Below are 25,148 nucleotides of genomic sequence, written 5' to 3'. Positions count from 1 at the left end.
CTCTTCTCTTTGAGAAGAAAAACCCCTTGGGTGTTGTATGGTTAAGCCTCACGGGCAATTAGTATCAGTTAGCTCAATGCCTCGCAGCACTTACACACCTGACCTATCAACGTTGTAGTCTTCAACAACCCTTTAGAGACCTTAAAGGTCTAGGGATGACTCATCTTGAGGCTCGCTTCCCGCTTAGATGCTTTCAGCGGTTATCGATTCCGAACTTAGCTACCGGGCAATGCATCTGGCGATACAACCCGAACACCAGCGGTTCGTCCACTCCGGTCCTCTCGTACTAGGAGCAGCCCCTCTCAATCATCCAACGCCCACGGCAGATAGGGACCGAACTGTCTCACGACGTTCTAAACCCAGCTCGCGTACCACTTTAAATGGCGAACAGCCATACCCTTGGGACCGACTTCAGCCCCAGGATGTGATGAGCCGACATCGAGGTGCCAAACACCGCCGTCGATATGAACTCTTGGGCGGTATCAGCCTGTTATCCCCGGAGTACCTTTTATCCGTTGAGCGATGGCCCTTCCATTCAGAACCACCGGATCACTATGACCTGCTTTCGCACCTGCTCGAATTGTCATTCTCGCAGTCAAGCGGGCTTATGCCATTGCACTAACCTCACGATGTCCGACCGTGATTAGCCCACCTTCGTGCTCCTCCGTTACTCTTTGGGAGGAGACCGCCCCAGTCAAACTACCCACCAGGCACTGTCCGTAACCCCGATAAGGGGCCAACGTTAGAACATCAAGCATACAAGGGTGGTATTTCAAGATTGACTCCACAACCACTGGCGCGGTTGCTTCAACGTCTCCCACCTATCCTACACATGTAGGGTCAATGTTCAGTGCCAAGCTATAGTAAAGGTTCACGGGGTCTTTCCGTCTAGCCGCGGGTACACAGCATCTTCACTGCGATTTCAATTTCACTGAGTCTCGGGTGGAGACAGCGTGGCCATCATTACGCCATTCGTGCAGGTCGGAACTTACCCGACAAGGAATTTCGCTACCTTAGGACCGTTATAGTTACGGCCGCCGTTTACCGGGGCTTCGATCAAGAGCTTCGACCGAAGTCTAACCCCATCAATTAACCTTCCGGCACCGGGCAGGCGTCACACCGTATACGTCATCTTTCGATTTTGCACAGTGCTGTGTTTTTAATAAACAGTTGCAGCCACCTGGTATCTGCGACTCCCGGCAGCTTAGAGAGCAAGTCTCATCACCGCTAGGAGCGTACCTTCTCCCGAAGTTACGGTACCATTTTGCCTAGTTCCTTCACCCGAGTTCTCTCAAGCGCCTTGGTATTCTCTACCTGATCACCTGTGTCGGTTTGGGGTACGATTTCTTATAATCTGAAGCTTAGAAGCTTTTCCCGGAAGCATGGCATCAATGACTTCACTACCGTAGTAGCTCGACATCGTATCTCAGCCTTAAGATGGTCCGGATTTGCCTAAACCATCAGCCTACATACTTGGACCTGGACAACCGTCGCCAGGCTCACCTAGCCTTCTCCGTCCCTCCATCGCAATTATAAGAAGTACGGGAATATTAACCCGTTTCCCATCGACTACGCCTTTCGGCCTCGCCTTAGGGGTCGACTTACCCTGCCCCGATTAACGTTGGACAGGAACCCTTGATCTTCCGGCGAGGGAGTTTTTCACTCCCTTTATCGTTACTCATGTCAGCATTCGCACTTCTGATACCTCCAGCACACTTTACAATGCACCTTCAACGGCTTACAGAACGCTCCCCTACCCAATGTGAATAAATTCACATTGCCGCAGCTTCGGTGTATAGCTTAGCCCCGTTAAATCTTCCGCGCAGGCCGACTCGACCAGTGAGCTATTACGCTTTCTTTAAATGATGGCTGCTTCTAAGCCAACATCCTGGCTGTCTGAGCCTTCCCACATCGTTTCCCACTTAGCTATAACTTTGGGACCTTAGCTGGCGGTCTGGGTTGTTTCCCTCTTCACGACGGACGTTAGCACCCGCCGTGTGTCTCCCGGATAGTACTTACTGGTATTCGGAGTTTGCAAAGGGTTGGTAAGTCGGGATGACCCCCTAGCCTTAACAGTGCTCTACCCCCAGTAGTATTCGTCCGAGGCGCTACCTAAATAGCTTTCGGGGAGAACCAGCTATCTCCGAGTTTGATTGGCCTTTCACCCCTAGCCACAAGTCATCCGCTAATTTTTCAACATTAGTCGGTTCGGTCCTCCAGTAAGTGTTACCTCACCTTCAACCTGCCCATGGCTAGATCACTCGGTTTCGGGTCTAATCCTAGCAACTATGACGCCCAGTTAAGACTCGGTTTCCCTACGGCTCCCCTAAACGGTTAACCTTGCTACTAAAATTAAGTCGCTGACCCATTATACAAAAGGTACGCAGTCACCCAACAAGTGGGCTCCTACTGCTTGTACGTACACGGTTTCAGGTTCTATTTCACTCCCCTCACAGGGGTTCTTTTCGCCTTTCCCTCACGGTACTGGTTCACTATCGGTCAGTCAGGAGTATTTAGCCTTGGAGGATGGTCCCCCCATGTTCAAACAGGATATCACGTGTCCCGTCCTACTCGATTTCACTAATAAAGCGTTGTTGGTTACGGGGCTATCACCCTGTATCGCGGTCCTTTCCAGAACCTTCACCTAACGCAGAACTAGCTTAAGGGCTAATCCGGTTTCGCTCGCCGCTACTACCGGAATCTCGGTTGATTTCTCTTCCTCGGGGTACTTAGATGTTTCAGTTCCCCCGGTTCGCTTCATTAACCTATGTATTCAGTTAATGATACTAGCTTATGCTAGTGGGTTTCCCCATTCGGAAATCCCAGACTCAAGTGGCTTTTACTGCCTAATCTGGGCTTATCGCAAGTTAATACGTCCTTCATCGCCTCTGACTGCCAAGGCATCCACCGTGTACGCTTAGTCACTTAACCATACAACCCCAAGAGGTCTTGTATGTTCAAACAACCAAGGTTTGCGTTTAATAATCCGATCAAGAAAATATTAAACATTGGTTTTTCGCCGGACTCATTTATTTGTCTTCACTTTAAAAAGTGAAACCAAACACAGACACTTGAATGTGTATGTTTTGAGAACTCGTTTTTATCCGAAGATAAAAACATTTTTAAAATCAATCTTTCGATTGAATTTACTAGTCAGCTTTCCAGATTGTTAAAGAACATGTAATCATCGTTAGATAACCACTTTTTAAAAACACTGAACTCTCTGTCTTTCAAGAGAAGTGCGTTTAAAGAGTGGTGGAGCTATGCGGGATCGAACCGCAGACCTCCTGCGTGCAAGGCAGGCGCTCTCCCAGCTGAGCTATAACCCCAACGATGTAAAAGACTTTACCGCCACTTTTTCTGGGAGAAAAAGTGGTGGGTCTGAGTGGACTCGAACCACCGACCTCACCCTTATCAGGGGTGCGCTCTAACCACCTGAGCTACAGACCCAAGTCTTTTTACGTTCTACATTTCGACCAAGCAATCTGTGTGGACACTGCATAAAACAGCATAAGTCTTTAGGTAAGGAGGTGATCCAGCCCCAGGTTCCCCTAGGGCTACCTTGTTACGACTTCACCCCAGTCATGAACCACACCGTGGTAAACGCCCTCCCGAAGGTTAAGCTATCTACTTCTGGTGCAGCCCACTCCCATGGTGTGACGGGCGGTGTGTACAAGGCCCGGGAACGTATTCACCGTGACATTCTGATTCACGATTACTAGCGATTCCGACTTCATGGAGTCGAGTTGCAGACTCCAATCCGGACTACGACGTACTTTGTGGGATTCGCTCACTATCGCTAGCTTGCAGCCCTCTGTATACGCCATTGTAGCACGTGTGTAGCCCTACTCGTAAGGGCCATGATGACTTGACGTCGTCCCCACCTTCCTCCGGTTTATCACCGGCAGTCTCCCTGGAGTTCCCACCATTACGTGCTGGCAAACAAGGATAAGGGTTGCGCTCGTTGCGGGACTTAACCCAACATTTCACAACACGAGCTGACGACAGCCATGCAGCACCTGTCTCAGAGTTCCCGAAGGCACTAAGCTATCTCTAGCGAATTCTCTGGATGTCAAGAGTAGGTAAGGTTCTTCGCGTTGCATCGAATTAAACCACATGCTCCACCGCTTGTGCGGGCCCCCGTCAATTCATTTGAGTTTTAATCTTGCGACCGTACTCCCCAGGCGGTCTACTTAACGCGTTAGCTCCGAAAGCCACGGCTCAAGGCCACAACCTTCAAGTAGACATCGTTTACGGCGTGGACTACCAGGGTATCTAATCCTGTTTGCTCCCCACGCTTTCGCATCTGAGCGTCAGTCTTTGTCCAGGGGGCCGCCTTCGCCACCGGTATTCCTTCAGATCTCTACGCATTTCACCGCTACACCTGAAATTCTACCCCCCTCTACAAGACTCTAGTCTGCCAGTTCAAAATGCTGTTCCGAGGTTGAGCCCCGGGCTTTCACATCTTGCTTAACAGACCGCCTGCATGCGCTTTACGCCCAGTAATTCCGATTAACGCTCGCACCCTCCGTATTACCGCGGCTGCTGGCACGGAGTTAGCCGGTGCTTCTTCTGTTGCTAACGTCAAACGCTAAAGCTATTAACTCCAACGCCTTCCTCACAACTGAAAGTACTTTACAACCCGAAGGCCTTCTTCATACACGCGGCATGGCTGCATCAGGGTTTCCCCCATTGTGCAATATTCCCCACTGCTGCCTCCCGTAGGAGTCTGGACCGTGTCTCAGTTCCAGTGTGGCTGATCATCCTCTCAGACCAGCTAGGGATCGTCGCCTTGGTGAGCCATTACCCCACCAACTAGCTAATCCCACCTGGGCTAATCCTGACGCGAGAGGCCCGAAGGTCCCCCTCTTTGCTCCGAAGAGATTATGCGGTATTAGCTATCGTTTCCAATAGTTATCCCCCAACATCAGGGTATATTCCCAGGCATTACTCACCCGTCCGCCGCTCGTCAGCAAAAGAAGCAAGCTTCTTTTCTGTTACCGCTCGACTTGCATGTGTTAGGCCTGCCGCCAGCGTTCAATCTGAGCCATGATCAAACTCTTCAATTAAAGTTTTGTTGGTCTTTCGACCGGCTCAATAAATACTGACTTTAAATACCTTTTCTTTATAAATAAAGAATGTAAATTAAAGCTTTTTATCATTTAAAAAATGATAATTAAATAACTGTGCCAAAATAACTTGCGTCATTTTGTTTTGGTCACTCAGTTTATTGATAAATCTTTCGACTTAACTATTCAGTGAGTGCCCACACAGATTGCATGGTCAAATTGTTAAAGAACATTCTTCTTCGATTCACTAAGCATTTAACAGCTTAATCGTTTCGTTGAAGTGGACGGCCATTCTAGCGAAATAACATAAAGTGTCAACCACTTTTTTAAATTTATTTCATCTGGCTCATTATCCAATCGATTGAAGCATAACGTCTTATTTATAAGTCGCTCACTGTTTCGATAGAGCAGCAGTATAAAGACAACTGCCGTCATCGCAACTAGTTTGATGCTATTTATCAATAAAAATAGTTCGTTAGATCAAAAAGCAAACAAAGCGTTCAATAATACGATTATAGCGCCTTAAATTGTTGGCTAAAATTAGACACTTTTTGCCAATCTGTATACTCAACTTCTTTAGTTGTATCTGTTTCACCATCGGTTAACTTCATTATCAGCTTAATCATGGTGCGATCAAAAAAGTTATACCGTGGATAACGTAATGCACCCGCAAACACAGCCATCATTTTAGGGTTCCACGGCGACTTCAATAAAAACTTCTTCACATAAGCACTAGTAGCAGGGGTATCTTTACCTTCTTTACGCGCCGTTAAATTAACACAAAAGAAAGCCACATTTGCTTGCTCAAGATTCTCAAGGTTACGATCTATAAATTGATAAAGCTTTTTATTTAAATGCCCATAACGAACAGAAGCGCCAATAAGTACGCGATCATAACCACTAAAATCAATTTTTGGTTCTAGATGAATATCAGCATATTCACATTGATACTGCTCACCTAAGTCCTGCTCTATATGGTTAAGGATTTTAATCGTTTGTCCTTCACAGCTAGAATGCAGTAATAACACCTTTTCCATGATCGCTCCTTTAATTGCGCCAAAAGGTCGGCGTAAATAAAACTAATAATGTAAATACTTCTAAACGACCAAATAGCATAGCAATAATGAGGATCCATTTCGCTGAATCATTTACTTGACCAAAATGTACTGCAACTTCACCTAAACCAGGTCCTAAATTATTGAGGGTGGCAGCCACTGCAGAAAAAGCGGTTAACTCATCAATGCCTGTCGCAATCAGTGCTAGCATACACACCACAAATACCAGCGCGTAAGCAGAGAAGAAACCCCACACCGCATCAACCACCCGTTGCGGTAACGCTTTATTCCCCAACTTAATGGTGTACACCGCTCGAGGGTGCACCAAGCGTTTTAACTCTCGCACCCCTTGTAATGACAGCAACAACATTCGAATAACTTTCATGCCGCCCCCAGTCGAACCGGCACAGCCTCCTATAAAAGAAGAGAACAACAGTAAAACAGGTAAAAATAACGGCCAATCAGAAAAGCCAGTAGTGGTAAATCCAGCGGTAGTCGATATAGATACGGTTTGGAACAATGCTTGATCAAAGGCATCAAAAGAACTGTCGTAAGAATGATGCTTTAATAACACCCCAAAACAAATCGCAAATAAAATAAATTGCACCACAAAAAACGCGCGAAACTCAGGATCTCGCCAATAAGTTTTGAGATTTATATTGCCATTACCAAACGCAGCAAAGTGAAGCGAAAAATTACAAGCGGATATTAAGAGAAAAAACACCGTGATCATATTAATAGTAGGACTATTAAAATAACCGATACTGGCATCATGAGTTGAGAATCCCCCAATCGCAATCGTTGAAAAACTATGGGATATGGCATCAAAACCACTCATACCCGCCAGCCAAAAAGCTAACGCACAAGCAATGGTTAATGCTAAATATATATACCACAACGTTTTCGCGGTTTCGGCAATGCGTGGCGTCATCTTGCTGTCTTTTACCGGTCCTGGTGTTTCCGCGCGGTATAACTGCATACCACCGACACCTAATACCGGTAATATCGCGACAGCTAATACGATGATCCCCATACCGCCAAACCACTGCAATAACTGCCGATAAAATAAAATCGCTTTCGGTAAATGATCAAGACCAACAATGACCGTTGCCCCTGTTGTTGTCAGTGCAGAAAATGATTCAAAAAAGGAGTCAGCAACTGATAAGTCTGGATTTTTAGATAATAGAAAAGGCACCGCACCCGCACTGCCTATTACCCCCCAAAATAACACTACAATTAAAAAACCATCACGGGCTTTTAATTCATGCCGTTGGTAACGGTTAGGAAACCATAATAATGAGCCTCCCGCTAGCAATAGAAAGAACGTCACCACAAAAGGAAATCCCGCACCATCGCGGTAGATCAGAGCTACCAATGCGGGAATTAACATGGTTACACTAAATAGAGCGAGCAATAGCCCGACGATACGAGTAATTGAACGAAACTGCATGGCCTTAATCGGCCCTCATCTGAAAATACATAAAAAATAAATAGTGGTTAACTATCTGGCGTTGATGTTGCGATGATTCGCCCACCACTTCGATTAATGAGTTTGGTACTAAACTCAGTCACTATTCGACTATCAAGTGCTAAGTGCATACTTACTTGTTGACCATAATCGGCTTTAAGTTGAGTGCCGTTATATTCACCTAATAATGCTTCAACTAATGATATTTGATTATAATCACAACATAAAAACAACTCACTGATGATGATCTTTTGTTGTGTGGTCAGTAACGTTAATGCTTGTTGTACACCACCGCCATAGGCCTTAACTAACCCACCAGTGCCTAAATGGATACCACCAAAATAGCGCACGACAACTGCCGTTAGTTCACCGACACCACAACCCGTTAATTGAGCCAATATTGGTTTACCTGCCGTACCCGACGGTTCGCCATCATCACTAAAGCCCCACGACATTGAATCTGTTGGTCTACCAGCAACAAATCCCCAACAGTGGTGATTAGCATTTGAATGGGCTGACTTTACTTCGCCAATAAACTGTTTAGCAGCCTCAATCGAGGCTGTGTGTGCCAAGTAAGTAATAAAATGGCTTTTCTTAATTTCTTCTTCAAAAATCACTGGTTGCAGTGGGATTAAATAAGGCTCAGAAGTTGACATAAAACATATCCCATCATCAATAAAAGAGTGGCAGGATAACATATTCCTATTACCACTAAAGCAATGCTAATTATTGCCTACAACTGATGTCACTATTCGAATTATTGTATTAAAGATGATGCACTAGCTAGCAATGTTAAACAAATGTTTAAATTAATTATTGAATTTGTACGCATTGCGGTTCAGACTAAACATTAACCACTACAGGTCAAACCAGTTAAATCACACCTAATCCGTCATAGAATGGAATATATGGAGATAGAACATGATTTACCACGGTGAAACACTCTCAGTCCATTACCTCGAAGATGGCATTGCTGAACTTATTTTTGCGGCGCCATCCCCTGTCAATAAATTCGACCTCGCAACCCTTGAAAGCTTTAATCTGGCACTTGATGCGCTTTATCAACAACCCAATCTCAAAGGTTTAATTTTACGTTCAACCAAAGCCAGTTTTATTGTTGGTGCAGATATCACTGAATTTCTAGGCTTATTCTCTCTACCAGCCGATCAACTGTCACAATGGCTTCATCACGCCAACACTATCTTTAATAAACTTGAAGATTTACCCGTTCCAACTGTGGCTGCGATAAATGGCTACGCACTTGGTGGTGGCTGTGAATGTATTTTAGCTACCGATTTTAGAATTGCAGATCATCAAGCTCGCATTGGATTACCAGAAACTAAACTTGGCATCATGCCAGGCTTTGGGGGCACAGTACGTTTACCGCGCTTAATTGGCGCAGATAACGCCATGGAGGTTATTACTACCGGCAAAGATAAAAAAGCGGCTGCCGCTTTAAGTCTCGGTTTAATCGATGCAGTCGTTGCCACCGATATGTTACCAACAGCGGCATTGAGCATGGTTAAACAAGCCATTAAGGGTGATCTAGACTGGCAACAACGTCGATATCAAAAACAAATACCACTACGTTTAAATGCTACTGAAGCCCTCATGAGTTTTACTACCGCTAAAGCAATGGTGGCTAACATTGCCGGTAAACATTATCCCGCACCGATGGCAGCAATCACCGCAATTGAAACAGCTGCAACCTGTGAACGTGAGCAGGCACTTACTATCGAAAACAACCACTTTATCAAACTGGCTAAAACCAATGTCGCTCAATCATTAGTAGGGATATTCCTTAATGATCAATATCTAAAAAATCACGCTAAACAAGCCATAAAAACAGCACCAACCACACAACAAGCAATGGTGCTAGGTGCTGGGATCATGGGCGGCGGTATTGCCTATCAATCTGTCACTCACCATGTTCCTGTCATAATGAAAGATATCACTACCGATGCCTTAACACTGGGAATGCAGCAAGCGGCGAAGTTACTCAATAAAAAGCTCACTCGAGGTCGCATTGATGGCTTACAGATGGCGGCAACATTAGCGATGATTACCCCTTCGCTGACCTATTCCGATACTCAGCAAGTCGATGTCGTTATTGAAGCGGTGGTTGAGAACCCAACCATAAAAGCAGCCGTACTGGCCGAGGTTGAACAACAGGTGACTGATACCACAGTGATCACTTCTAATACCTCAACAATCCCGATTAATTTACTCGCCACATCATTACAACGACCACAAAACTTTTGTGGCATGCATTTTTTTAACCCCGTCCACAAAATGCCATTAGTTGAAATCATTCGCGGCCAACACACCTCCGATGAAACCATTGCTCGAGTTGTCGCTTATGCCACGAAAATGGGAAAAACGCCGATCGTCGTCAATGACTGCCCCGGTTTCTTCGTTAATCGCGTTTTATTTCCTTATCTGGCAGCGTTTAGTTTACTGCTACGTGATGGCGGTGATTACTGCCAGATTGATACCGTTATGGAAGCTGATTTTGGGTGGCCAATGGGGCCGGCTTATTTATTAGATGTGGTTGGGATTGATACAGCTCATCATGCCCAAAAAGTCATGGCACAAGGCTTTCCGCAACGCATGGCAAAACAATATACAGATGCGATTGATGTGTTATATCAACAACAACGCTTCGGTCAAAAGACAGGAGCCGGCTTTTTTAATTACAGCCTTGATAAAAAAGGCAAACCAAAAAAAGCATTTGATCCACAAACCGCAACCTTACTGGCACCGATTGCAGCAGCACCAACATCATTTGATAGCACCACGATCACAGACCGAATGCTGATCCCAATGATCAACGAAGTCGTGCGCTGCTTAGAAGAAAAGATTATCGCCACTCCAGCAGAAGCTGATATGGCTTTGGTCTACGGTTTAGGTTTCCCTCCATTTAGAGGTGGTGTGTTCCGTTATTTAGAGCATATAGGTTTAGCCAATTACGTCGCGTTAGCAGATAGCTATCAATCACTCGGGCCGTTATATCAGGTACCTGACGGATTAAGAGCCAAAGCCGCCGCCGATGAGCACTATTATCCTACAGCGACTGCGGTCACGATGACCCACCATTAAGGAGCTTCATTATGAATAACGTTGTGATTGTTGACTGTATCCGTACTCCAATGGGACGCTCAAAAGGCGGCGCATTTCGACAGGTTCGTGCTGAAGATTTATCAGCGCACTTAATGCAAGGGTTACTGAGTCGTAATCCACAATTAGACCCGAATGATCTAGAAGATATTTATTGGGGGTGTGTTCAACAAACCTTAGAGCAAGGGTTTAACATTGGCCGCAATTCAGCCCTACTAGCGGGTATTCCAACCACTGTTGGTGCTACGACCGTTAATCGTCTCTGCGGCTCATCAATGCAAGCACTGCATGATGCCACTCGCGCGATTATGGTCGGCGATGCTCAAAGTTGTTTAATTGGCGGCGTTGAACACATGGGCCATGTTCCAATGGATCACGGTGTTGATTTTCATCCAGGACTATCGAAAACAGTTGCCAAAGCGGCAGCGATGATGGGACTCACAGCAGAAATGCTCGCAAGAAAATATGACATCAGCCGTGAACAACAAGACCAATTTGGCGCGCGCTCGCACCACCTCGCCCACGCAGCCACGATTGAAGGACGGTTTACGAATGAAATTTTCGCAACGGAAGGCCATGACAATGATGGTGTTTTGAGAAAGTATACTACTGATGAAGTTATACGCCCCGAAACAACTGTTGCAGCTTTAAGCCAATTACGACCTATCTTTGATCCTATTAATGGTACTGTCACCGCGGGAACATCATCGGCATTATCTGACGGTGCAGCTGCCATGCTAATAATGGATGAACGACAAGCACAAGCATTAGGCTTAACCATTCGCGCCCGTATTAAAGCCATGGCAATTGCTGGTTGTGAGCCATCACTAATGGGGTTTGGTCCAGTACCTGCTACACAGAAAGCATTGCAACGGGCAGGGTTAAACTTGCATGATATTGGCGTCATTGAACTCAATGAGGCGTTTGCTGCCCAAACGTTGCCATGCATTAAAGCGCTAGGATTAATGGATCAGCTCGATGAAAAAATAAACCTCAATGGTGGCGCTATCGCACTCGGCCATCCACTGGGCTGTTCTGGCGCGCGTATTTCAACCACCTTGATAAATCTTATGGAACAAAAACAAGCTCGCTTTGGATTAGCGACTATGTGTATCGGTTTAGGGCAAGGCATTGCGACTATCTTTGAGCGCATCGAATAATTACATTCAAGTATGGTTGGAGCGCGTCAATATTCACTCCAATATAAACGGTGTTGCTATTGGCATATAATGAAATATAAGACATGCAACTTACACATAGATTAAATGAGTAAGTTTCATTTTCTTCATAGAGATAAGCCGTCTACACTCAATCCTATATTGATTGCTAACCATGATTTTTCCGGAGTATTGCAATGTTTAAAGCACTAGTATTAGAACAAGAAGATAAAAAAACACTAGCAACTATTCGCCAAGTAGCAACATCTGAATTACCTGAAGGTGATGTATTAATTGATGTCGATTACTCTTCATTAAACTACAAAGATGGCTTAGCAATTACCGGTAAAGGTCGTATTGTGCGTCAATTCCCAATGGTTCCAGGGGTTGATTTAACGGGTACGGTGGCAGAATCAGGTGATGATCGCTACCACGTTGGCGATAAAGTTGTACTTACGGGTTGGGGCGTAGGTGAAGGCCATTGGGGTGGCATGGCAGAAAAAGCCCGTCTTAAAGCTGATTGGTTAGTACCATTACCGACTAACCTTGACGGCAAACAAGCTATGATGGTCGGTACTGCTGGCTTAACCGCAATGTTATGTGTACAAGCGATTGTAGATGCAGGTGTAACACCTGATGCTGGCGAAATTTTAGTAACAGGTGCTAGCGGTGGTGTTGGTTCAGTGGCTGTAACCTTATTGGCACAATTAGGCTATAAGGTAGCAGCAGTAACAGGTCGCGCTGAAACTAATGGTCCACTACTAAAACAATTAGGCGCAACCACTATTATTGATCGTAGTGTTTTTGAAGAACCGGCTCGTCCACTTGATAAGCAATTATGGGCAGGCGCGATTGATACTGTAGGCAGTAAAGTATTAGCAAAAGTTCTGAGCCAAATTAGCTATAACGGCGCAGTTGCTATTTGTGGTCTTGCTGGCGGTTTTGATTTACCAACGACAGTAATGCCTTTCATTCTACGTAATGTACGTTTGCAAGGTATCGATTCAGTAATGTGTCCATTTGAAAAACGTCAACAAGCATGGCAACGTCTGACTGAATTACTTCCAGCAAGCTACTTTGAACAAGCATGTCGTGAAGTAACGCTTGAACAAGTTGCAGAATGTGCAGAAGCAATTACCAATGGTCAAATTACCGGTCGAGTAGTAATTAAACTGTAATGATTACGCGATAAAGCATTATTGTAGTTAATGATTAAGGTCAGCCAAGTGCTGGCCTTTTTATTTATTCAAAACCGTTAAGTTACAATAAGCCAATATCATGAACGCGAGAGTTAATCAGTCGACCACATTCTTCTTTAATAATATTACGCAACCATATCTGTGATGCTGAATGCTCACAGCGCGCATGCCACAATAATGAATAATCAAACGGCTTAAACTCAAACGGTAATGGCTTTACAATTAATTGGTAACGTTCAGCCACTAAATACGCCAAATCAGCTGGTACCGTGATGATTAAAGGCATCTGTTCAATAATTGCTAATGCAGCCTCTAAATGATAAGCCCGTAACACCATTTTCGGTTGAGGATGACCACGCAGCTGCTCATCAAGTAACGCCTTAACACCATCACTAACGGCAATCATCGCATGCGGATAACTAAGGTAATCCTGGAGTGTAAGCGGTTTATTTGCGAGCGGATGATTCTGACTAACTAAACAAAAAACACTCACTAAGCCTAAAAGCTGATGACACAACGGATCCATTTCAGCACTTGGGCGACAAATTGCCATATCACATCCCCCCGTGGTTAACTGCGACAACAAATTATCATGCTGCAGCGGACTAAACTCTAATGAAAGATGAGGGGCTTCTTGATAAATACGGGGTAATGCAAATGGCAAAATAGTCTGCATTGCATAATCCGTGGTGGCAATCTTAAACGTTTGCTCACAAGCTGCAGGCTCAAAATCACTTGGGGTCAATAATATTCGTAATGATTCCAGCGGTTCATTTAGTTGTTCATTTAATTCCAACGCTCGCTGAGTCGGCAATAATGATTGCCCTTGGCGAGTAAACAACGGATCCCCAAGTAAATCACGTAATCGTCCTAATACTCTACTCATTGCTGATTGGCTTAAGTTAAGCCTTACCGCAGCTCGGCTAACACTGCACTCATCCAATAACACTTTTAACGCAACCAGCAAATTTAAGTCACGACGGTAAACTTCTTCGAGCTCCATGTTGTACTTCTCTAACGCTGAAAATTAATCCTACATGGCGACATTATGGCGGGATAGCTAAAAAAAATCCCACCTTTTACAGCGGGAACATTAAATATCTTGCATCATAAACCAGTACTAACGCTGATTTTTTTGTTGTTCCAATTCACTTTTATCAGTAAGTTCAACCCATAAACCAATAATAGCAGCAAGTAAGCCACCAATAGCGAATAGACCTGTTGAATAATGGCTGGTTAGCATGATGGTGCTAAATGAAATAATACACAACACGGCATAAATCATTACGCGGTCAATTGATGTCAACATAATATCCCCCTAATCCATTAGAAAGAAAAGTTAATGTATTGTTAATAACGTTACACAATTTATCTTGATTTGCCAAGCCTTATTGATTAATTCTTATCCATCAGTATGATCACAACGTCTACAATAATACGTGTAAATTATGACTGCAATTTTTGAAAATCCGACCCATAGCCTCGATGCTCAAGGCCTACGTTGCCCAGAGCCAGTAATGATGGTGCGCAAAACTGTGAGGAAAATGGCAGCTAGTGATACCTTATTAGTCGTTGCTGATGATCCATCCACTACCCGCGACATTCCAAGCTTTTGTCGCTTTATGGATCACACCCTACTCGCTGCAGATACAGAAAGCGTGCCGTATCGCTTTTTGATCAAAAAAGGCAATAACTAGACCCAGATTCCTTCTTTAAAACAAAAAAGCAGCCCAAAGGCTGCTTTTTTTATCATTCTGCAAACGTACTAAACATCATCTCTGTTGTGACGTATTACTTCAAGTTCATGGCGTAAATCACGTATTTCTTTTTTCAATGGTAAGACATAACGTAATCTCACTAACGAATCTACCGCGAGATATGCTGTTATGATAGCCCCGACCACCATAGGTAACCACATGTCTGTTAACGCCATGCCTAAAATATTAAGTATCAACGCCAAGTGAAATAACCAACACTGACTTTTAGGTGAAATCGCAAGAAATCGAGCCATACTCCCTCCAGCAATAAAGACCAACAAATGAATTATGCTTATTTGTAACTACTCTAGCACGCATCACTCAGTAGGTATTATGTCGACATCACAATTTATTACGATGAAACAAAACCTTCAACTTACAAATATTTTTATGAATAGTTTCATGTGAAACTACATTCCAAAGCCAGCAGCAATCGCTAATAACACAAATAATATGGCTGTAACTTTACGAATAAGACCTAGCGGGATTTTGTTCGCTGAGAACTTACCAATCAACACGACTGGAACGTTGGCTAACAGCATTCCAATTGTTGTTCCGACGACAACCCACATTAAGGCGTCATGATATTTAGCTCCTAACATAGTCGTCGCTATTTGCGTTTTATCACCAACCTCAGCGATAAAGAAAGCAATAAAACTGGCGATAAACGGACCTCGATTCGATAACGTCTCGTCATCATCAAGTTTATCAGGAATTAAAATCCACCCTGCCATTAGCACAAAGCTCACGACTAATACCCATTTTAAAATATCAGGGGTTAAATAGTCAGCAATTGCCACACCGAGCCATGCAGCTAATGCGTGATTAACAATCGTGGCTAAAAAAATAGCACCAATAATAGGGATTGGTTTTCGGTATCGGCTAGCCAGTAGCAACGATAAAAGTTGGGTCTTATCACCTATTTCAGCTAAGGCGACAGAGGTAATGGAAACAGCTAAAACACTCACAACATGCTCTCTGGGGCGGGAATAATTTATACCAATAGCAAACATACACTCCCACCCCGGTTTGTGCTGTTTGCCGTTGGTCTTGCCAAATTTATCGCGTTGGATAAATCATAATTACCACGAAGATTTTGCTTCGATTATGTTGATAATTATCTCGCAAGCTGCGAGAGGCTACTCCCCAAAGGAATGGGTATATTAACAAAAAAAATGACGAAATCTAACCATTACTTATCTTTTAGTAAATACAAAAACGGCGAGCCAAAGCTCGCCGTTTTAAAACACTAAATATAAATTAACCTAGTGGAGATAGAATAATCTCTACACGACGGTTTTGTGCACGACCCTGTGAAGTACTGTTAGTGGCAACAGGACTATTTTCACCGCGTCCTTGAGAAACTACGCGATTAGCATCAACACCTTGACGAATAAGGTAGTTACCCACTTCACCAGCACGTACTTGTGATAAACGCTGGTTATAAGCTGCTGCACCTGAGCTATCAGTAAAGCCTAATACGTTAAGTTGAGTTTTAGGGTACTGTTTAGCAACTAACGCTACATTATGTAACGCTTCCATCGCACGGCCATTTAATGAAGACTGATCAACACCAAAGGTAATTTCATTTGGCATATTCAAAATGATGTTATTGCCATTACGAGTAACACTAATACCTGAAGAAGCTAGTTGCTGACGCAGTTTAGCTTCTTGTACATCCATGTAATAACCAATGCCGCCACCCAATGCAGCGCCAGATGCAGCACCAATAAGTGCACCTTTACCGCGATCATGCTTACTTGAAGAAGCAATACCAATTGCAGCTCCGGCTAACGCACCAATAATTGAACCACCGGTACCTTTCGCTGTTTGGCTTTCACCCGTGTAAGGGTTAACAGTAGAACAACCTGTCATTGTGATTGCTGCCACAACAGAAATTACGGCTGCACGCACCCAAGTTTTTGACGTCATTACTTGTTTATTTACCATCTTATTTCAAGACCTATCTGCTCGATCAAATCATCGAGGGTATGCTAAAAATTACCTCGAAAGGCTTTCGAGGTAATATCTCTTATAGTTATTGTAATCAACCTTTACATTTACGCCATCAAAATAATGTCAAAGATTAGCTAAAAATCAGCATCAATAATGGGAATTATATCAAAACAAGCTCCAGATGGATAAAAAACAGCCACTGCCCCTACTCGCCTCAGAGCAGGCAAGGTATACTGGATAATTAATCTTTTCATCCACTAATCTCGCGAAGCTGACAATGCAGAAATACGATATTAAAACCTTTCAGGGCATGATCCTCGCGCTGCAGGATTACTGGGGCCAACAAGGCTGTACTATTGTGCAACCTCTTGACATGGAAGTGGGCGCAGGTACTTCGCACCCAATGACGTGTCTACGAGCTCTAGGTCCAGAACCAATTGCAGCAGCGTATGTACAACCTTCTCGCCGTCCAACCGACGGTCGTTACGGTGAAAACCCTAACCGTCTTCAGCACTACTATCAGTTCCAAGTAATGCTTAAGCCGTCTCCAGATAATATTCAGGAACTGTACTTAGGCTCATTAGAAGTACTAGGTGTTGATACCAAAGTACATGACATCCGTTTCGTAGAAGACAACTGGGAAAACCCAACCTTGGGTGCTTGGGGTCTTGGCTGGGAAGTTTGGCTTAACGGTATGGAAGTAACGCAGTTCACTTACTTCCAGCAAGTTGGCGGCCTTGAGTGTAAACCTGTTACAGGCGAAATCACTTACGGTATTGAGCGTCTAGCGATGTACATTCAAAACGTTGACTCAGTCTATGACTTGGTTTGGACAGATGGTCCCCTAGGTAAAGTAACCTACGGTGATATCTTCCATCAAAATGAGGTTGAGCAATCAACTTACAACTTTGAACACGCTGATGTTGATTTCCTATTTACTTTCTTTGACCAGTGCGAGAAAGAATCACTGAAGCTATTAGCACTTGAGCAGCCACTGCCATTACCTGCTTACGAACGTATTTTGAAAGCAGCCCATGCCTTCAACCTACTTGATGCTCGTAAAGCAATCTCAGTGACTGAACGTCAACGTTACATTCTACGTATTCGTAACGTAACCAAACAAGTAGCTGAAGCTTACTATGCATCACGCGAAGCACTTGGCTTCCCAATGTGTAAAAAAGATAAGTAAGGGATAGCCATGACAGATAAGAATTTCTTAATTGAGCTAGGTACTGAAGAGTTGCCACCGAAGGCACTTCGCACTCTAGCTGAAGCGTTCGCAGCCAACTTTGAAGCAGAACTAAAAGCTGCTGATTTACCTCACCAAGGTATTAAGTGGTATGCGGCACCGCGTCGTCTAGCACTTAAAGTAACAGCACTTGCTGAAAATCAACCTGACAAAGTGGTTGAAAAACGCGGTCCTGCTATCGCGGCGGCTTTTGATGCTGATGGTAATCCAACTAAAGCAGCTCAAGGCTGGGCTCGTGGTAATGGTATTACGGTTGATCAAGCTGAGCGCATGGTTACCGATAAAGGTGAATGGCTCCTATTCAAGCAACAAGTAACAGGTCAACCAACCCAAACATTACTGCCTGAACTTGCAGCAGCAGCGTTGGCTAAATTGCCTATCCCACGCCCAATGCGTTGGGGTGACAAAGACACCCAATTCATTCGTCCAGTGAAAACACTAACGATGCTATTAGGTGATGAGCTGATTGAAGGCACTATTTTAGGTGTTGCTTCAGCACGTACTATTCGCGGTCACCGCTTTATGGGTGAAGCTGAATTTACCATCGATAATGCTGATCAGTACCCTGCTATCTTAGAACAGCGCGGCAAAGTAATGGCCGACTACGAAACCCGTAAAGCGATTATTTTGGCTGATGCTAAAAAAGCTGCTGAGGCTGTAGGCGGTATTGCTGATCTTGATGATGAGTTAGTTGAAGAAGTAACTTCACTGGTTGAATGGCCGGTAGTACTAACCGCTTCATTTGAAGAAGAGTTCTTAAAGGTTCCTTCTGAAGCTTTGGTTTACACCATGAAAGGTGACCAAAAGTACTTCCCTGTTTACGATGCTGAAGGCAAGCTAGTACCTAAGTTCATCTTCGTATCGAACATCATCTCTAATGATCCAAGCCAAGTTATCTCGGGTAACGAGAAAGTGGTTCGCCCTCGTTTAGCAGATGCTGAGTTCTTCTTTAATACTGACCTTAAGAGCAAGTTAGTTGATCGTCTGCCTCAACTTGAGACAGCTATCTTCCAAAAGCAACTTGGTACAATTAAAGATAAAACTGATCGTATCACTGAACTTGCAGGCTACATTGCAGAGAAGATCGGTGCTGATGTCACTAATGCTAAACGCGCAGGTCTACTAGCTAAGTGTGACTTAATGACCTCAATGGTGTTTGAGTTTACTGAGACTCAAGGCGTGATGGGCATGCACTACGCACGTCATGACGGCGAAGCTGAAGATGTTGCACTAGCACTGAACGAGCAATACATGCCTCGTTTTGCTGGCGATCAACTTCCAAGCACTGGCGTATCATCTGCAGTAGCGATGGCTGACAAACTAGATACTATCGTTGGTATCTTTGGTATTGGCCAAGCACCAAAAGGCAGTGACCCATTTGCATTACGTCGCGCTTCTCTTGGTGTGCTACGTATCATCGTTGAAAATGGTTACCAACTTGACCTAGTTGATTTAGTTGCTAAAGCACACTCACTCTTTGGTGATAAGCTAACTAACGCTAATGTTGATTCAGACGTGATTGAATTTATGCTGGGTCGCTTCCGCGCTTGGTATCAAGACGCAGGTTTCAGCATTGATGTTATTCAAGCTGTGCTAGCGATGCACCCAACACAACCAGCTGACTTTGATAAGCGAGTTAAAGCGGTAAGTCATTTCCGTGACTTAGACGCAGCTGAATCACTAGCAGCCGCAAATAAGCGTGTGGGTAATATTCTAGCGAAATTCGATGGTGAGCTACCAACAACAGTTGATAATAGCTTATTAGTGGAAGCTGCAGAAAAAGATCTAGCCGCAAAAGTGGCAGCAGTTGTAGCAACCCTAGCACCTGTCTTTGCTGCTGGAGATTACCAGCAAGCACTAACAGAGCTAGCATCACTACGCGAACCTGTTGATGCTTTCTTTGATAACGTGATGGTTATGGCGGAAGACGAACAACTTAAAGTTAACCGTCTGGCACTGCTTAACCTACTGCGTAACCAGTTCTTACAAGTAGCCGATATTTCATTACTACAAAAGTAACTGTTATAACCGCTGCAGAATAATGACAAACCACGCTTCGGCGTGGTTTTTTTATAACCCGAGTTTTATAATTTAAACTGTTCCACGTGAAACATTCAACACAGCCGACCACCACCATAGACACTAACTAAGGCTTTCGCTTCAAATGGCAATCAGGTATTTTGAGCTATTCCCCGTCAGACATAGCGGGCTTTACAAGTGCTAAACTCAGCACTGATATAGAGGTCAATAGCACCATGGAATTTTCTGTCTTTGGCGATAAATTCGCTGGCGATTCTGGCATTACTCAATTAATGCATGATCTAAATGATGGTTTAACTAACCCCAATGCCATTATGCTTGGCGGTGGTAACCCAGCCCAAATCCCAGCGATGGTCGATTATTTCAATCAGCTATTGGTTGATATGGCAGCGACTGGTGAGCTGACGAATTCAATTACCAATTATGATGGCCCTCAAGGAAAAGACCGTTTTATTACTGCCCTTGCCGCACTCCTCAAGCAGCACTATGGTTGGGACATCAGTAGTGAAAATATTACCCTTACCAATGGTAGTCAAAGCGCGTTCTTTAATTTGTTTAATTTATTGGCGGGTAAATGTCGCCATGGTGTCAATAAGAAAATCCTATTACCGTTATCGCCTGAGTATATTGGCTATGCCGATGCTGGACTTGATGATGATATGTTTATCTCTTATCAACCGACGATCAGTTTGCTGAATGATGGGCTGTTTAAATATCACATTGATTTTAGTCAATTGGTTATTGATGACAGTATTGGTGCAATTTGTGCGTCACGGCCAACCAACCCCACCGGCAATGTACTCACCGATGACGAAATTAAGCAGCTCGACGCCCTCGCACAAGCGCACAATATTCCACTGATTATCGATAATGCTTATGGCATGCCCTTCCCTGATATTATCTTTGCTGATGTCACTCCATTTTGGAACAGCAATACTATTTTATGCATGAGCTTATCCAAACTAGGGTTACCGGGTATTCGCTGCGGGATTGTGATCGCCAATAAAGAAATCATTACAGCGCTCACTAATATCAATGGCATTATCAACCTTGCACCAGGCAGCTTAGGTCCAGCCATTGCCGACAAATTAATTAGCCGCAATGACTTATTACGCTTAAGCCATGAAGTAATTCGACCCTTTTATCAACGTAAAGCACAGCATGCTGTTAGTCTATTACAACGTTATATTACTGATGAACGGTTTCGAATCCATAAACCTGAAGGGGCAATATTCCTATGGCTATGGTGTAACCAATTACCCATTTCGACTAAAGAGCTTTATCGACGTTTAAAAGCACGAGGAGTGTTAATTGTACCTGGTGAATATTTCTTTATTGGTTTAGCTAAGCCATGGTCGCATAGTCAGCAATGCTTACGCATGAACTATGTCCAAAGTGATGAGAAGACGGAACAAGGGATAAAAATGATCGCTGAAGAAATAACTCGAGCTTATGCCGAAGGTTAATCGTAACCCTGCCCTACTGACAAACAAATAAAATGTCGCATAAAAAATGCCGCTAATAATAGCGGCGTTTTTATAAGTATTAACCTAATGACAAACTACACGTCAAGGTTTGCTACTTTTAATGCGTTCTCTTCAATGAAGTTACGACGCGGTTCAACTTGATCACCCATCAAACAAGTAAATAACTCATCAGCAGCAACGGCGTCATGAATCGTCACTTGCAACATACGGCGAACTTCAGGATCCATGGTTGTTTCCCACAACTGGTTCGGGTTCATTTCGCCCAGACCTTTATAGCGCTGTAAAGAAAGACCACGACGTGATTCTTTATTAAGCCACTCTAATGCTTCTTTGAAACTTGCGATTGGTTGCTTACGCTCACCACGTTGAACAAAGGCAGTTTCATCTAATAAACCGTCAAGCGCTTCAGATAAATCAGCTAACTTAGCGTATTCTTTTGAATTAAGTAGATCGAAACTTAATGGGTACTCATGATCAACACCGTGAGTACGCACCACAACTTTAGGTAAGAATACGTTATTCTCTTCATCACGTAACACTTCGAACGTGAATTGGCTCTCACCTGACTGTTTCGCATTAAGAGCAACAGTTAAAGTTGTTAACCATGCTTCAACTTGCGCGCTATCTGCTAGCATTTCAGTGCTCAAACGCGGTTGGTAAACCAACTCATTAAGCATTAATGCTGGGTAACGACGGCTCATACGCTCAATCAATTTGATAGCAGCATTGTACTGAGTTACCAAGCCTTCAAGAGCTGTACCTGTCATTGCAGGTGCGCCATCATTCGCAAACAGTGATGCATTATCCAATGCCAATGCCGTTTGGTATTGGTTCATCTCTTCATCATCTTTGATGTATTGCTCTTGCTTACCTTTCTTCACTTTGTAAAGTGGTGGCTGCGCAATATAAATATGACCGCGCTCAATAAGCTCAGGCATTTGACGGTAGAAGAAGGTCAATAGTAATGTACGAATGTGCGAACCATCGACATCGGCATCGGTCATGATGATGATATTGTGGTAACGCAACTTATCAGGGTTGTACTCGTCACGACCAATACCACAGCCCATTGCTGTGATTAGAGTAGCCACTTCCTGCGAAGACAGCATCTTATCAAAACGGGCTTTTTCAACGTTAAGAATTTTACCTTTAAGTGGCAAAATAGCTTGGTTTTTACGGTTACGTCCCTGCTTGGCTGAACCGCCAGCAGAGTCCCCTTCCACTATGTAAAGTTCAGATAGTGCAGGATCTTTTTCCTGACAATCTGCAAGTTTACCAGGAAGGCCTGCTAAATCTAATGCACCTTTACGACGAGTCATTTCACGTGCTTTACGCGCGGCTTCACGAGCACGAGAAGCATCAATAATTTTGCCACAGATGATTTTTGCATCAGCTGGGCTTTCTAATAAGAACTCAGCAAACTTCTCATTCATTGCTGATTCAACCGCCGTTTTCACTTCGCTTGATACCAACTTATCTTTAGTTTGGCTTGAGAACTTAGGATCTGGAACTTTAACCGAAACAACCGCAATTAAACCTTCACGAGCATCATCACCTGACGTTGCCGCTTTGGCTTTCTTTGAATACCCTTCTTTATCCATAAAGGTATTTAAAGTACGGGTTAATGCGCCACGGAAACCGGCTAAGTGAGTACCGCCATCACGTTGAGGGATGTTATTGGTAAAACAGTAAACGCCTTCTTGGAAGCCGTCATTCCACTGCATTGCCACTTCAACAGTAATACCATCTTCACGCTCACTATCAAAATGGAATACTTTCTGGTGAATTGGCGTTTTATTGCGGTTCAAGTGTTCTACAAATGCGCGAATACCACCTTCATACATAAAGTGGTCTTGTTTGCCATCTTCACGCTCATCGATCAATCGAATTGATACGCCAGAGTTTAAGAATGACAATTCACGGAGGCGTTTAGCTAGAATTTCGTATTGAAATTCAAGATTGTTAGTAAAGGTTTCTTCACTTGGCCAGAAACGTAAACGGGTACCGGTTTTATCGGTATCGCCAATAACGGCTAATGGTGCATCAGGCACACCATGATGGTAACTTTGCTGGTGAATATGACCTTTACGGTTAATGGTTAGCTCAACTTTTTCCGACAAGGCGTTTACAACTGAAACACCTACGCCGTGAAGGCCGCCAGACACTTTATAAGAATTATCATCGAACTTACCACCAGCGTGGAGTACAGTCATGATAACTTCAGCTGCTGACACGCCTTCTTCTTCGTGAAGTTCAGTCGGAATACCACGACCGTCATCGCTTACAGAAACCGAACCATCTTCGTGAATCGTAACAATGATATCTTCACAGTGACCAGCAAGAGCCTCATCGATAGAGTTATCGACAACCTCAAAAACCATGTGGTGCAAGCCAGTACCATCATCAGTATCACCGATGTACATCCCTGGGCGCTTACGTACCGCATCGAGGCCTTTAAGCACCTTAATGCTTGATGAATCGTAATTGTTGGACATTGAGTTACTCTCGCTTTAATTATCCTGTGTTATCTTACCGTGTTCAACCATGAACAACTTACCACTTTCATCAAGCATATCAACCACTTGCTCGCGACTAATAGCACTAATGAACACTTGGGCGTTAGTTTCCTTTAATCGCTGCGCAAGCAACGCTCGCCTATGGCTATCCAATTCGGAAGCAAAATCATCAATTAGGTAAATACACTGTTTGCCGGTGGCCTCAGTTAGGTGTAAACCTTGCGCTAAACGCAATGCACACACCATTAACTTTAACTGACCGCGGGACAATACGTCCTCAACCGGTGTTCCAGCAACTTTAATCCGTAAATCAGCCTTATGCGGCCCACTTACGGTATAGCCAAGCTGACAGTCACGTTCAAAATTACGTTGTAGCAGCTCAGCATACGGTGTCTCTTTTTCCCAACCACGGTAAAAACCGAGCTGGATATCAAATTCAGGTAAGAATACCTGACATATTTCAGCCGCTTTGATCTTAACGGCATTAATGTAATCTTGGCGCCACACACTAATTTGTTCAGCAAGTAATGCAAGTTCTTGATCCCAATAACTGAGTTCACGGTAACTACGTGCTTGCTTTAATAGTGCATTACGCTGTTTCGTCAGTCGCTTCAAACGACTCCATGCATTATAGAACTTTGGCTCCACATGAAACACACCCCAATCAATAAAAGCCCGTCGAAATTTAGGGCCGCCGATTAATAAATCGAACCCTTCGGGGGTAATTAACTGCAGCGGTAAAATCTGTGCGAGTTGGGCTAATTTCTGATTACCTTCACCGCCAATTTTAACTTCAGTGGTACCATCGCGCTGCTTACTGATCCCCACAGGTAAAATGAGATCATTGCTATCGGTGACTCGACCATGAATAAATAGCTGTTGCTGCTCATGGCGAATAACACGACTGGTTAAATGACTACGAAATGAGCGCCCATGTCCTAAATAATGAATTGCTTCAAGGACACTGGTCTTGCCGCTGCCATTGGCGCCAACTAAAAAATTAAAACCACTGGCTAACGCAATATCACACTGAGCAATATTACGAAAATCCTGCACTAATAACCGAGTAAGAGCCATA

The 25,148-nt window shown here is 44.0% G+C and carries 17 protein-coding genes, 2 tRNA genes, 2 rRNA genes and 1 riboswitch; of the genes, 7 read left to right on the top strand and 14 right to left on the bottom strand.

The features are described 5' to 3' along the window. Nucleotides 1-37 precede the first annotated feature (37 nt). From PPBDW_RS00580 to PPBDW_RS00550, 7 genes are all read right to left on the bottom strand, one after another. Nucleotides 38-2,931: ribosomal RNA gene (locus tag PPBDW_RS00580) — 23S ribosomal RNA — on the bottom strand. A gap of 322 nt (nt 2,932-3,253) precedes the next feature. Continuing rightward, nucleotides 3,254-3,329 (bottom strand) — tRNA-Ala (locus PPBDW_RS00575). Nucleotides 3,330-3,373: 44 nt separating this feature from the next. After that, a tRNA-Ile gene (locus PPBDW_RS00570) sits at nt 3,374-3,450 on the bottom strand. A gap of 73 nt (nt 3,451-3,523) precedes the next feature. Further along, nucleotides 3,524-5,069 (bottom strand): 16S ribosomal RNA (locus PPBDW_RS00565). The 16S and 23S rRNA genes sit together here with 2 tRNA genes alongside, the layout of an rRNA operon. Before the next feature lie 512 nt (nt 5,070-5,581). Next, a complete protein-coding gene (gene hemG / locus PPBDW_RS00560; RefSeq protein WP_036789144.1) occupies nt 5,582-6,106 on the bottom strand; it encodes a menaquinone-dependent protoporphyrinogen IX dehydrogenase in 525 nt (174 codons plus the stop codon). A gap of 10 nt (nt 6,107-6,116) precedes the next feature. After that, nucleotides 6,117-7,574: a TrkH family potassium uptake protein gene (locus PPBDW_RS00555; protein WP_036789143.1), complete on the bottom strand. Its 1,458-nt coding sequence runs from the start codon at nt 7,572-7,574 to the stop codon at nt 6,117-6,119. Between the two features lie 47 nt (nt 7,575-7,621). Then, nucleotides 7,622-8,248: a YigZ family protein gene (locus PPBDW_RS00550; RefSeq protein WP_036789142.1), complete on the bottom strand. Its 627-nt coding sequence runs from the start codon at nt 8,246-8,248 to the stop codon at nt 7,622-7,624. 265 nt (nt 8,249-8,513) lie between these two features. On the opposite strand from PPBDW_RS00550, the gene fadB reads away from it, so the two are divergent. The 3 genes from fadB (at nt 8,514) to acuI (ending at nt 13,044) form a co-directional block, all read left to right on the top strand. Beyond that, entirely contained in the window at nt 8,514-10,691 is a 2,178-nt protein-coding gene (fadB, locus tag PPBDW_RS00545) for a fatty acid oxidation complex subunit alpha FadB (protein WP_036789141.1), read from the top strand. Between the two features lie 11 nt (nt 10,692-10,702). Further along, the gene (gene fadA, locus PPBDW_RS00540; protein WP_036789140.1) at nt 10,703-11,869 is read left to right on the top strand and encodes an acetyl-CoA C-acyltransferase FadA; all 1,167 of its coding nucleotides are present in this window, start codon (nt 10,703-10,705) and stop codon (nt 11,867-11,869) included. A 194-nt stretch (nt 11,870-12,063) separates the two neighbouring features. After that, the gene (acuI, locus tag PPBDW_RS00535; protein WP_036789139.1) at nt 12,064-13,044 is read left to right on the top strand and encodes an acrylyl-CoA reductase (NADPH); all 981 of its coding nucleotides are present in this window, start codon (nt 12,064-12,066) and stop codon (nt 13,042-13,044) included. 82 nt (nt 13,045-13,126) lie between these two features. On the opposite strand, the gene PPBDW_RS00530 is transcribed toward acuI, so the two are convergent. Beyond that, nucleotides 13,127-14,068 carry a LysR family transcriptional regulator gene (locus tag PPBDW_RS00530; protein ID WP_036789138.1) on the bottom strand — a complete coding sequence of 314 codons (942 nt, stop codon included), beginning with the start codon at nt 14,066-14,068 and terminating at the stop codon, nt 13,127-13,129. Nucleotides 14,069-14,185: 117 nt separating this feature from the next. Next, nucleotides 14,186-14,374, bottom strand: coding sequence for a hypothetical protein (locus PPBDW_RS00525; RefSeq protein WP_036789137.1), 189 nt, complete (start codon nt 14,372-14,374; stop codon nt 14,186-14,188). Nucleotides 14,375-14,513: 139 nt separating this feature from the next. On the opposite strand from PPBDW_RS00525, the gene tusA reads away from it, so the two are divergent. Then, on the top strand, nt 14,514-14,762 hold the full coding sequence (tusA, locus tag PPBDW_RS00520; RefSeq protein ID WP_036789136.1) for a sulfurtransferase TusA: 249 nt from the start codon (nt 14,514-14,516) through the stop codon (nt 14,760-14,762). Between the two features lie 68 nt (nt 14,763-14,830). Here the strand turns inward: tusA and PPBDW_RS00515 are convergent, their stop codons facing one another. The 3 genes from PPBDW_RS00515 to PPBDW_RS00505 form a co-directional block, all read right to left on the bottom strand. After that, nucleotides 14,831-15,076 (bottom strand): hypothetical protein, encoded by a 246-nt coding sequence (locus tag PPBDW_RS00515; RefSeq protein ID WP_036789135.1) that lies wholly within the window; start codon nt 15,074-15,076, stop codon nt 14,831-14,833. Nucleotides 15,077-15,232: 156 nt separating this feature from the next. Next, nucleotides 15,233-15,790 carry a TMEM165/GDT1 family protein gene (locus tag PPBDW_RS00510; protein WP_036789651.1) on the bottom strand — a complete coding sequence of 186 codons (558 nt, stop codon included), beginning with the start codon at nt 15,788-15,790 and terminating at the stop codon, nt 15,233-15,235. Between the two features lie 87 nt (nt 15,791-15,877). Next, a riboswitch (yybP-ykoY riboswitch) is annotated at nt 15,878-15,982 on the bottom strand. A gap of 100 nt (nt 15,983-16,082) precedes the next feature. Further along, nucleotides 16,083-16,772 carry a YiaD family glycine zipper/OmpA-like lipoprotein gene (locus PPBDW_RS00505; protein ID WP_045043559.1) on the bottom strand — a complete coding sequence of 230 codons (690 nt, stop codon included), beginning with the start codon at nt 16,770-16,772 and terminating at the stop codon, nt 16,083-16,085. Nucleotides 16,773-17,055: 283 nt separating this feature from the next. Here PPBDW_RS00505 and glyQ point away from each other — a divergent pair, with 283 nt between their 5' ends. The 3 genes from glyQ to PPBDW_RS00490 all read left to right on the top strand — a co-directional run bounded on the left by glyQ (nt 17,056) and on the right by PPBDW_RS00490 (nt 21,533). After that, a complete protein-coding gene (glyQ, locus tag PPBDW_RS00500) occupies nt 17,056-17,967 on the top strand; it encodes a glycine--tRNA ligase subunit alpha (RefSeq protein ID WP_036789134.1) in 912 nt (303 codons plus the stop codon). A 9-nt stretch (nt 17,968-17,976) separates the two neighbouring features. Next, complete coding sequence (gene glyS, locus PPBDW_RS00495; RefSeq protein WP_036789133.1) at nt 17,977-20,046, top strand: glycine--tRNA ligase subunit beta; 2,070 nt, start codon at nt 17,977-17,979, stop codon at nt 20,044-20,046. A 236-nt stretch (nt 20,047-20,282) separates the two neighbouring features. Then, nucleotides 20,283-21,533, top strand: coding sequence for a valine--pyruvate transaminase (locus tag PPBDW_RS00490; RefSeq protein WP_036789131.1), 1,251 nt, complete (start codon nt 20,283-20,285; stop codon nt 21,531-21,533). Nucleotides 21,534-21,628: 95 nt separating this feature from the next. Here the strand turns inward: PPBDW_RS00490 and gyrB are convergent, their stop codons facing one another. Continuing rightward, the gene (gyrB, locus tag PPBDW_RS00485; protein WP_036789129.1) at nt 21,629-24,049 is read right to left on the bottom strand and encodes a DNA topoisomerase (ATP-hydrolyzing) subunit B; all 2,421 of its coding nucleotides are present in this window, start codon (nt 24,047-24,049) and stop codon (nt 21,629-21,631) included. A gap of 15 nt (nt 24,050-24,064) precedes the next feature. Continuing rightward, complete coding sequence (gene recF, locus PPBDW_RS00480; RefSeq protein ID WP_036789128.1) at nt 24,065-25,147, bottom strand: DNA replication/repair protein RecF; 1,083 nt, start codon at nt 25,145-25,147, stop codon at nt 24,065-24,067. Between the last annotated feature and the right edge of the window lies 1 nt (nt 25,148).

It is taken from the genome of Photobacterium kishitanii (assembly GCF_000613045.3).
GTDB lineage: Bacteria > Pseudomonadota > Gammaproteobacteria > Enterobacterales > Vibrionaceae > Photobacterium > Photobacterium kishitanii.
This window is presented reverse-complemented; position numbering and strand designations above follow the sequence as displayed.